Below are 11,435 nucleotides of genomic sequence, written 5' to 3' on the forward strand. Positions count from 1 at the left end.
CCGGCCTCCGCCTAGGCTCGGGCCCGTGGACCGTCCCCTCGAGCGACGCGCGGCGCTGCGCGCAGGTGTGGTGTGGGACGACGTGCGCGGGCTGCCGCTGCCCGAGCACGCCACGGTCGTCGACATCGGCGGTGGCACCGGGGGGTTCGCCGTCCGGCTCGCCGCCCTCGGCCACCAGGTCGTCGTGGTCGACCCCAGCCCCGACGCGCTGGCCGCGCTGGGCCGCCGGGCCCGCGAGGCCGACCTCGCCTCGTTGGTCACCGGCGTCCAGGGCGACCTCTCCGACCTGCCCGACCTCCCGGGCCTGCCCGGGCCGGCCGACCTGGTGCTGTGCCACGGCGTGCTGGGGCTGGTCGAGCGCCCCGAGCCGGCGCTCGCCGCGCTGCGGGACCTCCTACGGCCCGGCGGCACGCTCTCGCTCGTGGTCGCCCAGCGGCACGCCATGGTCCTGGCCCGCGCGATGGCCGGCCACTTCCAGCAGGCCCGGCTCGCCCTCGAGGCCACGGCGCCCGATCCTGCCCAGGAGGGCCGCTTCACCGCCGACGAGATCATCGCGCTCCTGGTCGAGGCCGGCTTCGGCGTCGCCGCCGTCCACGGGGTCCGGGTCTTCACCGACCTGGTCCCGGCCGGTCTGCTCGACCTCGAGCCCGGCGCCACCGAGGCGCTGCTCGAGCTGGAGCGGGCGGTGGCCGTGCGATCGGAGTACCTCGCCCTGGCGGCTGCGCTCCACGTGCTCGCCAGCGGCTGATCGGCGCGGGCGTGGCTGACCGCTCGGCGGGCTGCCACGTGCTGCACGTCGACATGGACGCCTTCTTCGCAGCCGTCAGCGTGCGCGACCGCCCCGAGCTCGCTGGCCGCCCGGTCATCGTCGGCGGTGGACCCACCCAGGGCGGTGGCATGCGCGGTGTGGTGCTCTCGGCCACCTACCCGGCCCGTCGCGCCGGGGTGCGCTCGGGCATGCCCGCCGCTCGGGCGCGCCGACTGTGCCCCGAGGCGGTGTTCCTGCGGTGCGACCACGAGAGCATCGAGCAGGTCTCGCGCTCGGTGATGGCGCTGTTTCGCGAGATCACCCCCACCGTGGAGGCGATCTCGGTCGACGAGGCGTTCCTCGACGTCTCCGGGTCGCTGCGCCGTCTCGGCTCGCCGCTGCAGGTGGCCGAGCACATCCGGGCCCGGGTGGCCGACGAGCAGCGCATCACCTGCTCGGTGGGTGTCGCCACCTCGGCCTCGGTGGCCAAGCTGGCCAGCCGCCGCGCCAAGCCCGACGGGGTGGTGGTGGTCCCGCGCGACCGGATGACCAGCTTCTTGCACCCGCTTGCCGTCGAGGAGCTGTGGGGAGTGGGGGAGAAGACCCGCGAGCGGCTCAACGCGGTCGGCCTGGTCACCGTCGGCGACGTCGCCCACGCGCCGATGGCCACGCTGCGCCGCGCCCTCGGCCCGCACGCCGGCGCCCACGTGCGCGCCCTGGCCTGGGGAGCCGACGGCCGCCGGGTGCGCGAGCGACGCGGCATCGACGTGCCCGACCGCAGCATCGGCGCCGAGGAGACGTTCGGCCACGACACCGGCGACCCGGCGACGGTGCAGCGCGAGCTCTTACGACTCTCGGCCAAGGTGGCCGCCCGGACGCGGGCCAACGGGCTGGCCGGACGCACGGTCTCCCTCAAGGTCCGCTGGTCGGACTTCACGACGCTGACCCGCTCCCACACGCTGGTCGACCCCACCGACGTCACCGAGGAGATCTACTCGGTCGTCGGCACGCTGTACGACGCCGTGAACCCCGCCCGACGCACCGTGCGGCTGGTCGGCGTGCGCGTCGAGGGGCTGGTGCCGTGCGAGGGCGTGCAACGCCAGCTGGTTCTCGGGGCTCGCGAGCGTGGGTGGCGCGAGGCAGATCAGGCCGTCGACCGGGCCACCTCCCGGTTCGGTCGCAGCGCCGTGCGCCCGGCCTCGCTGCTGGCCGGCGGACGTCCGTAGGCAGGACGGAAGGTGGAAATGTCGAGGTGTGGGTACCGACACAGAAAATGGCTGCCTACACTGGAGCGATGATGGGCCGCCGGGAGGTGTGAGGTGCTCTCTGACGAGGAGCAGCGACTGCTCGACCAGATGGAGCGCGCGCTCAGCGAGGACGACCCCAAGTTCGCCTCCACGCTGCGCGGCACCCGCTTCGCCCGCGCCACCCGCGCCCGGATCGTGCTCGCCGCGATCGTCTTCGCCGGCGGTGTCGCGCTGCTGCTCACCGGTGCCATCACCGGTGGCAGCCACTCCTCGCCCACGCCGGGCATCCTGATCGGTGTCGTCGGGTTCGTGCTGATGCTGGCCTCGGCCACCATCGGGCTGAGCGCTTGGAAGACCCGGCAGGCCGTGGCCGAGGGCGGCCAGCGGCCGGCGCCGGCCGAGGGGGACCACCCCGGTCTCAGCCTCATCCAGGGCGGTCGCAAGCAGCGCCGCCCCCGCGCTCCTCGCTCCGGCGGCAGCCGGGGCACGTTCCTGCAGCGCCTCGAGCAGCGCTGGCAGCGTCGCCGCGACCAGAACGGGTTCTGATCAGCCCCGCTTCCAGATCGAGCGGGGCCACCACCTTGCCCGGCGGGCTCGGCGCGGATCCACCGAGCGGCGTGCCTCCTCGGTCCAGGCCGCGACGTCGGCCTGCAGCCGCTCGCGCAGGTCGGCGGGCAGCTCGCGGGGTCCGGCGTAGCGGGTCAGCTCCACGAAGCTGACCACCTCGCGCAGCGCGTCGCGGGCGTCGATGGTGCCGACCACGTCGCGCTGCAACCGCTCGCCGTTGCCGCGCACGGTGGCGCCCTCGACCCAGCCCAGCTCGAGGTCGATCGCGGTGGCGCGGACCTCGGTCCACGCCGCATCGGCCACGGCGGCCGGCGACCGCGCAGCGGCCCACCGGCGTCGGGCGCCCGCGCGGCGCAGCAGCCGCGGCAGCAGGGCCAGTGCCACCAGGAGCAGCAGCACGAGCACCACGACCAGCAGCCGCCACGGGAACGAGGAATCGGCCTGGCCGCTCGCGTCGGAGTTGTTGGGCGCGATGCTCGGCTTGGCCTGGCTGGGGCGCGTCGTCGGGTTGGCGCTGGCGCTCTGGGTGGGCGCCTGCGTCGGCGCCGTCTGGTCGGCGGTGTAGTCCGGCGGGCTGCCGGTGCGCCCGCCGGGGGTGGGCTCGAACCGGATCCAGCCGACGCCGTTGAAGTACAGCTCGGGCCACGCGTGGAGGTCGTGGGTGCCGAAGGTCCAGGTCGAGGAGCCGGACTTGGTCGGTCGCAAGAAGCCGACCGAGACCCGGGAGGGGATCCCCAGGGTGCGGGCCATGAGCGCCATGGCGGTGGAGAACTGCTCGCAGTAGCCGACCTTGTCGGTGGTGATGAAGCGCTCCAGCGTGCCGGTGCCGGTGCCCGAGGAGGGCTTGGTGCTGTAGGTGAAGCCGCCGTCGGAGCGGAACCAGTTCTGGAGCGCCACGGCCTGGTCGTAGGAGTTCGTCGCCCCCGCGGTGACCTGCTGGGCCACCCGCTTGAAGATCAGCGGCAGGTCGGTCGGCAGGTCGGTCATCTTGCGCAGGATGGTCGCCGGCGGAGTCCCCGCGGCGCGGGCCTGCGAGGGGTCGACCAGCGGCTGGTAGGTGGTCAGCGAGTAGCTCAGCCCGGCGGCGGTGTCGTCGGTGCCGGAGATGACGTCGAGGGTGTCGGCGGAGTAGCGCCAGCTGCCCGAGATGTTCAGCACCGACGTCACGTAGGGCACCGGTAGCCAGCGGGTCGGGAAGGACCGCGACACGCTCAGCCGCCAGGTCGAGGCCGTGCCCTGGTTGAGCGGTGAGAGGCCGGCCGGCGGCGGGAGGCTGGTGGCCACCACGCTGGTGTTGTCGAAGGTGCGGTCGAAGGGCTGCCAGGCGTCGCCGGTGAAGTCGTCGAGCACGGTCAGCCGTAGGTAGGCCGGCTGCTCCTTCGCGCGCACCGTCACCAACGGCACGTCGGCGCTCTCGCGCAGGTTGCGGCGCATGTCGAGCATCGGGTTGCTCGTGGTGAGCGTGCCGTTGCCGTTGCCGGCGCCGAAGTCGCCCAGCTGGCGGCCCTGGGAGGTGATGCCGGCGGTCAGCAGCACCGCGGCGACGACGCCGAACGCGCCGATGCGGGCGGCGAGGCCTCCCATGCCGGCCAGCGCACCCAGCTCGACGCCGGGGTCTGCCGCGTCGGGCTGCTGGGACCGGGTGGACTCCCACGACGTCAGCCGACTGCTCTCCTGCAGCGAGATGAGGGCCAGCCAGCCGATGGCCACCAGCGCGAACACCAGCCAGCTCACCGGCGAGAGCAGCACGCTGGCCGAGACGGTGACGGCGAGCAGCAGGGGCAGCCCGGCCAGGGCGGCGTGCCGCACTCCGCAGGCGAGCAGGTCGACGGCCACCGCGATGCCGAGGCCGCCCAGCAGCAGCACGGCCGCGAACTCCGGGTGCTGGGTCGAGACCGGCGAGACGTAGCGCTGCCCGGCCAGGGCCCCGTCGACCAGCTCGTTCCACAGGTCGACGACGCCGCCGGGCGTCGGCAGGTAGCTGCCGGTGGCGCGGTGGACCATCACCACCAGCACCACGACCAGCTGGGCCAGCAGCGCCAGGCCGGCGTGCTGCCAGCGCCGGCGCACCGCCCAGCCGACCGTGACCAGGACGACGGTGGCGACCAGGAGCGGCACGAGGAAGCCCAGCGGCGCCTCGACCATCCCGTGCCAGGACACCACCGAGACCCAGGCGGTGAGTCCGCCGAGCAGCGCGAACGGCAGCCCACGCACCGCGGCCAGCAGGTGGGCCAGCGCCTCGGCGGGGTCGAGCTCGCGGGGCTCGCTCACCGGTCCAGCTCCCGCCAGGCGTCGACCAGGGCATCGCCCTTCGCCAGCGCTGCGGCGCGCCAGCCCTGCGCGGTCAGCCACGGCGTCGCCGGCTCGGCGGGGGTTCGCGCCGTCTCCTCGTCGGGTCGTTGCCCCCAGCTGTCGACGTCGAGGGCCAGCGCCAGCCCGGCCGCAGCCTGCCGCGGGAAGCGCGACCACCAGCCGCGCTCGCTGGTCGAGCCTCCGGCCACGACGGCGACGGTGACCCCGCCGGTCGTCTCCTCGTCGAGCGCGACGTCGGGCAGCTCGGTGGTGGCCACCAGGGGCAGCGTGGCCAGCCGTTCGAGCACCGGGAAGGGATCTTGGGGCCGGCCGGGCTCGTGGTAGGTGGCGACGCGTCCCGAGCAGGTCACCAGGCGCACCTGGTAGCCGAGCCCGGCCAGGTGCACCACCGCGGAGGCGGCGGCCACCACGGCGGCCTCGAGTGACGACCCGGGACCCACCCCGCGGTGCGAGCCGGCCCGGTTGTCGAGCAGCACCACCGCCCGGGCCTGCCACAGCTGCTCCTCGTTGCGCACCATCAGCTCACCGGTGCGGGCGGTGCTGCGCCAGTGGACGCGGCGCAGGTCGTCGCCGCGGCGGTACTCGCGCACGATGACGTCGGCGACGGTGCCCACCGAGAACGAGCGCGGGCTCTCCTCGCCGTTGGTGAACCGGCTGCCGCTCAGCCGCAGCGCGGGCAGCGGCAGCACCTGGGGGAGCACCAGCAGCGACGCCGACCCCGGCACCTCCTGGCGCCGCTCGACCATGCCGAACGGCTCGCGCTGGCGCACCAGCACCGGTCCGAGCCGGTGACGTCCGCGTGCGGTGGGGTGCACGACGTACTCCAGCAGCTCGCGGCCGTCGCGGCCCATCGGCGGCACCACGAAACGCGGCGGGGTGCCGAGCACGGGCTCGAGCTGTTCCTCCAGGAGCAGCACCCCGGTGGGCGCTCCGCTGTTCTCCAGCCGCACCCGCACCGTGGCGGGGGAGCCGGGCGGCACGTGGCCGGGGGAGACCTCGCGGTGCAGCCGCAGGTGGTGCGAGCGCGTGGCCACGTACACCGCCGCGACCAGCGGCAGCGCGACGCAGAGGATGCCGATGCGCACCAGGTCGCGCTCGAGCAGCACCAGGCCGCACACCACCGCGGTGATCCCGGCGGCCAGGAACGAGCGGCCGCGGACGGTCAGGGAGGCCCAGAACGCCAGCCCCCACCGTGATCGCCGCTCCGCGCCCACCGGCTCAGTCCCCGTGGATCGGGACCTGCGCGAGCAGGTCGGTGAGGATCTCGCGGGCACTGCGGCCACTGGCCGCCGCCTCCACGGTGGGCACCAGCCGGTGGGTGAGCACGTCGGGGGCCAGCCGCAGCAGGTCGTCGGGGATGACGAAGTCGCGTCCGTCGAGGGCCGCCGACGCCTTGGCCGCCCGCACCAGGTGCAGCGTGGCGCGCGGCGAGGCGCCCAGCCGCAGCTCGCGGGAGGTGCGGGTGGCATCGGAGATGCCGACGGCGTGGCGCTGCACCGCCTCGGAGACGTGGACCGTCATGACCGACTCGATGAGGCGGCGCACCTCCTCGGCGTCGGAGACCGGCTGGAGCTCCGCCAGCGGGTTGGTGGCGGTGTGGGAGGCCAGCATGGCGATCTCGGCGGACTTGACCGGGTAGCCCATGGAGACCCGCGCCATGAACCGGTCGCGCTGGGCTTCGGGCAGCGCGTAGGTGCCCTCCATCTCGATCGGGTTCTGCGTGGCGATGACCAGGAAGGGCGCGGCGAGGGCGTAGGTGGTGCCGTCGACGGTGACCTGCCGCTCCTCCATGCACTCCAACATCGCCGACTGGGTCTTGGGGGAGGCGCGGTTGATCTCGTCGCCGACCACGATGTTGGCGAACACCCCGCCGGGCCGGAACTCGAAGTCGCGGGTCTCCTGGTTGTAGACCGAGACGCCGGTGATGTCCGAGGGCAGCAGGTCGGGGGTGAACTGCACCCGCCGCACCGAGCAGTCGATGGCCCGCGCCAGCGCCTTGCTCAGCATCGTCTTGCCGACGCCGGGTACGTCCTCGATGAGCAGATGGCCCTCGGCCAGCAGCACCACCAGCGCCAGCCGGGCGACCTCGGGCTTGCCCTCGATGACCTGCTCGACGGCGTCCTGGATCCGCTTGGCGCCCTCGCCGACCTCGTTGATGCGCGCCGGGTCCGGGCCTGTGCCTGCATCGGGACCTACCGCCGCGTGGTGCGCGCTCGTCATCGGCTGCGTTCCCCATTCCGCCCCACCACGGCGTCGAGGGGGCCAGTCGTTGCGTGTGCGCACCAGTAAACGTCACCGGCCAACACGCCGTCACCGGCCGATCGCGGGGGTCTGGGTGGGGTGGTGGGGGGACATGGGCGGGAAAATGGTTGATTGTGGGGAGAGGTGGGGTACTGTGGGGCGCAGTGGGAGGCAAGGGCGTTCCTGGGGAGATCGGTGGTGAGCGGTGTTCTTCACCGGCCGCTTCACCCCGAGGCTCGACGACAAGGGGCGACTGACCCTCCCGGCCAAGTTCAGGGACGCGTTGACGGAGGACGTCGTGGTCGCACCGGGTCAGGAGCACTGCCTCCAGGTCTGGTCCGAGTCCGGCTTCGAGGCCTCCATCGCGGACCTGTCCCGCAAGAGCCAGACCGACAAGACGACCCGGCAGTACACGCGCTACCTGTTCTCCCACTCCTCCTCGGAGTCGCTGGACCGGCAGGGCCGCATCCCGCTCAACGCCGACCTGCGCCGCTACGCCGGCATCGCCGAGCGCGAGGTCGTCGTGGTCGGGGTGATGGACCACGTGGAGATCTGGGAGCCGCAGACCTGGGAGCGGCAGCAGGCCGGCGTGGAGGACAGCTTCGCCAACCTCGACGGCGCCTTCGGGTTCGTCGACGACTGACCGGCACCACCGAACTCAACTTCACAGCGGCACACGCAGGACGAGGCTCGCGCCCGCTCCTGGCCCGAGCGAACGGTCGTTTCCGGCTCTGGCACACCTTCCCCGGTGCCAGATCCGCGACTCCCGGCGCCGGAGCGGGCGGAGAACCTGGCCCTGCGTGTGCCCGTCGATGCGAGAGCACACCACCAGCAGCCACGAGGGTCGAGGTTTCGTGAAGGTCCATCAGCCACCCGTCCGACGGGTCCGGCACGAGGTCCGCGACGGGCTCTACGTCATGGGCTTCTCGCTGGCGGCGTCGCTGGCGCTGGCCCTGGCCCTGGCCGTCCTGCCCCGCATCGGCGGCTGACGTGGCGGCCCCCACCCACGAGCCGGTCCTGCTGCGGCGCGTGGTGGACCTGCTCGCCCCCGCGCTGGAGAACGACGGGGCCGTGCTCGTCGACGCCACGCTCGGTCTCGGCGGGCACACCGAGGCCGTGCTGACCCGGTTCCCCGGCGCCCGCGTGGTCGGCGTCGATCGCGATCCGCACGCCCTCGAGCTGAGCGGGCAGCGGCTGGCGCCGTTCGCCGACCGCCTTGACCTGGTCCACGCCCGCTACGACGACCTCCCCGACGCGCTCGCCGGGCTCGGGCTGGCGCGGGTCGACGCCGTGCTCTTCGACCTCGGCGTCTCCTCGATGCAGCTGGACCACCGCGACCGCGGGTTCGCCTACGCCGAGGACGCGCCGCTGGACATGCGGATGGACGACTCCGCCGACGTCGCCACCGCCGCCGACGTGCTCAACACCTACGACGAGCGGGGCCTGACCCGGGTGCTGCGCGAGTGGGGCGAGGAGCGCTTCGCCCGCCAGATCGCGCGGGCCGTCGTCCGCGAGCGCGAGCGCGAGCCGTTCGACCGCTCCGCGCGGCTGGTCGAGCTCCTGCGCGAGACCATCCCCGCACCGGCTCGGCGTACCGGTGGGCACCCGGCCAAGCGCACGTTCCAGGCGCTGCGCATCGAGGTCAACGACGAGCTGGGCACGCTGCGGCGCGCGCTGCCGGCCGCGCTGGACTGCATCGCCGTCGGCGGTCGCGTGGTGGTGATGAGCTACCACTCCCTGGAGGACCGGCTGGTCAAGCGGGCCTTCGTCGAGCGCACCCGCAGCCTGGTGCCCGACGACCTGCCGGTCGTCCCGGCCGGGTCCGAGCCGGTCATGCGGCTGGTCACCCGGGGCTCGGAGCAGGCGTCGGCGCAGGAGATCGAGGACAACCCGCGAGCCGCATCGGTGCGGCTGCGCGCGATCGAACGGGTCAGGGAGGACGCGGCGTGAGCATCCTAAAGAGCGAGATCCGGGTTCCTCGGTTCGCCGAGGAGACCCTGCGCCGCGCGCGGCTGAGCGTCGTGCCCGACCGCGTGGAGGAGGCCCGCCGGGCTCCCTTCGTGGCGCTGGTCGTGCTGCTGCTCGGCGGCGGCGTGGCCGGGCTGCTGGCCTTCAACACCTCGATGCAGCAGGCCTCCTTCCACGCCACCGCGCTGGAGAACCGCGCCGACGCGCTCACCGCGAAGAAGCAGGCGCTGTCCATGCAGCTGGCCGCCAAGCGCGACCCGCAGGCGCTCGCCGCCCGCGCGAAGGCACTGGGCATGGTCGTCCCGACCGATCCGGCGTTCATCCGGCTCACCGACGGCACCATCCTCGGCCAGCCCACCGCGGCCACCCCGGACGACTCGATGCGGATCAACCCGGCCCCGGCCGTCAAGCCCGAGGTGCTCGCTCCCAAGCCGCGGGTCGTCAAGGTCCCGGCCGCCACACCGGCCGCGGTTACGCCGTCCGCGAGCCCGAGCACGGTAGAGAAGAAGCCTCACCGTCAGAAGAAGGGGCACAGCATCCAGTGAGCGCTCGTCCCGCTCGCGACAGGAGCGCCGGCCGGCTGCGGATGTTCCTGCTCGTGGTGGCCATGGTGGTCTCGCTCTTCGGCGTGAGGCTGTTCCAGCTCCAGGGCCTCGATCCCAAGGCGTACGCCGCGAAGGCGCGCGAGCAGGGCGCGGTCACCGCGGTGCTGCCGGCCAAGCGCGGCGAGATCCTCGACCGCACCGGGTCGCCCCTGGCGCAGTCGGTGCAGGGCCGGATGCTCATCGCCGACCCGGCGCTGACCCGGCCCTACGCCGCGGTCATCGCGCGGGTGCTCGCCGACCGGCTCGACGTCGACTACTTCGACACCCTGGCCAAGCTGACCAAGAAGAACAGCCGCTTCCAGTACCTGGCCCGCCGGATCCCCTCCACCCAGGCCACCGCGGCGGTCACCGCCATCCAGGCCAAGATCAAGCCGCTGATCAAGGACAAGGAGAAGCGCGCGGTCCCGTTCGGGGGCGTCACGCTGATGTCCGACCCGCTGCGCAGCTACCCGGGCAAGGACGTCGCGGCCAACCTGCTCGGCTTCATCAACGCCAACGGCCAGCCCTCGGGTCTTGAGCTCTCCTTCGACAAGCTGCTCTCGGGCAAGGACGGCAAACAGACCTACGAGGTGGGCGGCGGCAATCGCATCCCGCTGGGCCAGAACACCACCGTCGAGCCGCGCAACGGCAAGGACCTCGAGCTGACCATCGACCGCGACACCCAGTGGTACGTCCAGCGCGTGCTGTGCAACGCCGTCGAGGGCTCCGGCGCCGAGTCGGGGTCGGCGGTGGTGATGCGTCCGGGCACCGGCGAGGTGCTCGCGCTGGCCGACTGCCCGACCTTCGACGCCAACGACCCGAGCACGGCGAAGAAGGGCACGCTGGGGGCGCCGTCGCTGCAGAACGTCTACGAGCCGGGCTCGGTGGAGAAGGTGCTCACCGTCAGCTCGCTGCTCGACGCCCACAAGGTCACCCCGCGCACCAAGATCACCGTGGCTCCCGAGCTGCACGTGGCCGACCGGACCATCCACGACTGGTTCACCCACCCAGTGCTGCACCTGACCATGACCGGCGTCATCGCTAAGTCCTCCAACATCGGTACCGCGGAGGCGGCCACCCAGCTGACCCACGAGCAGCTCTACGACAAGCTGCGCGAGTTCGGCCTGGGCAGCCGCACGGGCGTCGGGCTGGCCGGCGAGACCGCGGGCCTGGTGCCCGACTGGCACAGCTGGAGCGCGGTCAACCAGGCCACCATCGCCTTCGGCCAGGGCATCTCGGTCAACACGCTTCAGATGGCGGCGGCGATCAACACCATCGCCAACCACGGCGTCTACGTCAGCCCGAGCCTGGTCAAGGGCAGCGCCACCACCGACTCCGGCCAGCAGGTCGGCACCGACCACACCACCAAGCGCCGCGTGGTCTCCACCGAGGCCGCGACCAAGATGACGCGGATGATGGAGATGGTGCCCAACCCCGAGACCGGCACCGCCCCGGGCGCCCAGGTGGCCGGTTACCGGGTGGCCGGCAAGACGGGTACGGCCCAGGAGGTCGACCCGAAGTGCAAGTGCTACGGGAATGGCTTCACGGTCTCCTTCGCCGGCTTCGCGCCGGCCGACAAGCCGGCCTTCACCGTCTACGTCGTCATCAACAAGCCCACCAACGGTGGTGGCGGCGGCTCCATCGGCGGCCCGGCGTTCTCGAAGATCCAGAGCTTCCTGCTGCAGCGCTACGGCGTCACGCCGACCGGCACCAAGGCACCGAACCTGCCCATCTACTGGGGATCGGACCTTAGGTAGCGTCACCTCG

Annotated in this window: 11 protein-coding genes; 8 read left to right on the forward strand and 3 right to left on the reverse strand. The window is 73.1% G+C overall.

Translation table 11 applies throughout. The features are described 5' to 3' along the window. The first annotated feature begins 25 nt into the window (after positions 1–25). The 3 genes from D9V37_RS10170 (at position 26) to D9V37_RS10180 (ending at position 2,541) form a co-directional block, all read left to right on the forward strand. Entirely contained in the window at positions 26–748 is a 723-nt protein-coding gene (locus D9V37_RS10170; protein ID WP_121806054.1) for a class I SAM-dependent methyltransferase, read from the forward strand. 11 nt (positions 749–759) lie between these two features. Beyond that, positions 760–1,974: a DNA polymerase IV gene (dinB, locus tag D9V37_RS10175; protein WP_232524848.1), complete on the forward strand. Its 1,215-nt coding sequence runs from the start codon at positions 760–762 to the stop codon at positions 1,972–1,974. A gap of 93 nt (positions 1,975–2,067) precedes the next feature. Continuing rightward, a complete protein-coding gene (locus D9V37_RS10180) occupies positions 2,068–2,541 on the forward strand; it encodes a DUF3040 domain-containing protein (RefSeq protein ID WP_232524849.1) in 474 nt (157 codons plus the stop codon). Here the strand turns inward: D9V37_RS10180 and D9V37_RS10185 are convergent, their stop codons facing one another. Genes D9V37_RS10185 through D9V37_RS10195 form a run of 3 tightly spaced genes read right to left on the reverse strand, consistent with a single transcriptional unit; the run spans position 2,542 to position 7,095 of the window. Beyond that, a complete protein-coding gene (locus tag D9V37_RS10185; RefSeq protein ID WP_121806055.1) occupies positions 2,542–4,833 on the reverse strand; it encodes a transglutaminase family protein in 2,292 nt (763 codons plus the stop codon). Continuing rightward, positions 4,830–6,089 (reverse strand): DUF58 domain-containing protein, encoded by a 1,260-nt coding sequence (locus D9V37_RS10190; RefSeq protein WP_121806056.1) that lies wholly within the window; start codon positions 6,087–6,089, stop codon positions 4,830–4,832. Before D9V37_RS10190 ends, D9V37_RS10185 begins: the two co-directional genes overlap by 4 nt. 4 nt (positions 6,090–6,093) lie before the next feature. Then, positions 6,094–7,095, reverse strand: a complete 1,002-nt coding sequence (locus D9V37_RS10195; protein WP_121806057.1) for an AAA family ATPase — start codon at positions 7,093–7,095, stop codon at positions 6,094–6,096. Between the two features lie 226 nt (positions 7,096–7,321). On the opposite strand from D9V37_RS10195, the gene mraZ reads away from it, so the two are divergent. The 5 genes from mraZ to D9V37_RS10215 all read left to right on the forward strand — a co-directional run bounded on the left by mraZ (position 7,322) and on the right by D9V37_RS10215 (position 11,425). Then, positions 7,322–7,759, forward strand: coding sequence for a division/cell wall cluster transcriptional repressor MraZ (gene mraZ / locus D9V37_RS10200; RefSeq protein ID WP_121806058.1), 438 nt, complete (start codon positions 7,322–7,324; stop codon positions 7,757–7,759). A gap of 211 nt (positions 7,760–7,970) precedes the next feature. Next, positions 7,971–8,105, forward strand: coding sequence for a hypothetical protein (locus D9V37_RS20880; protein ID WP_269778375.1), 135 nt, complete (start codon positions 7,971–7,973; stop codon positions 8,103–8,105). Position 8,106: 1 nt separating this feature from the next. Then, complete coding sequence (rsmH, locus tag D9V37_RS10205; protein WP_121806059.1) at positions 8,107–9,066, forward strand: 16S rRNA (cytosine(1402)-N(4))-methyltransferase RsmH; 960 nt, start codon at positions 8,107–8,109, stop codon at positions 9,064–9,066. Beyond that, the gene (locus tag D9V37_RS10210) at positions 9,063–9,629 is read left to right on the forward strand and encodes a cell division protein FtsL (RefSeq protein WP_121806060.1); all 567 of its coding nucleotides are present in this window, start codon (positions 9,063–9,065) and stop codon (positions 9,627–9,629) included. Before rsmH ends, D9V37_RS10210 begins: the two co-directional genes overlap by 4 nt. Continuing rightward, positions 9,626–11,425 (forward strand): peptidoglycan D,D-transpeptidase FtsI family protein, encoded by a 1,800-nt coding sequence (locus D9V37_RS10215; protein ID WP_232524850.1) that lies wholly within the window; start codon positions 9,626–9,628, stop codon positions 11,423–11,425. Before D9V37_RS10210 ends, D9V37_RS10215 begins: the two co-directional genes overlap by 4 nt. Positions 11,426–11,435 lie beyond the last annotated feature (10 nt).

It is taken from the genome of Nocardioides mangrovicus, assembly GCF_003674065.1.
Lineage (GTDB): Bacteria > Actinomycetota > Actinomycetes > Propionibacteriales > Nocardioidaceae > Marmoricola > Marmoricola mangrovicus.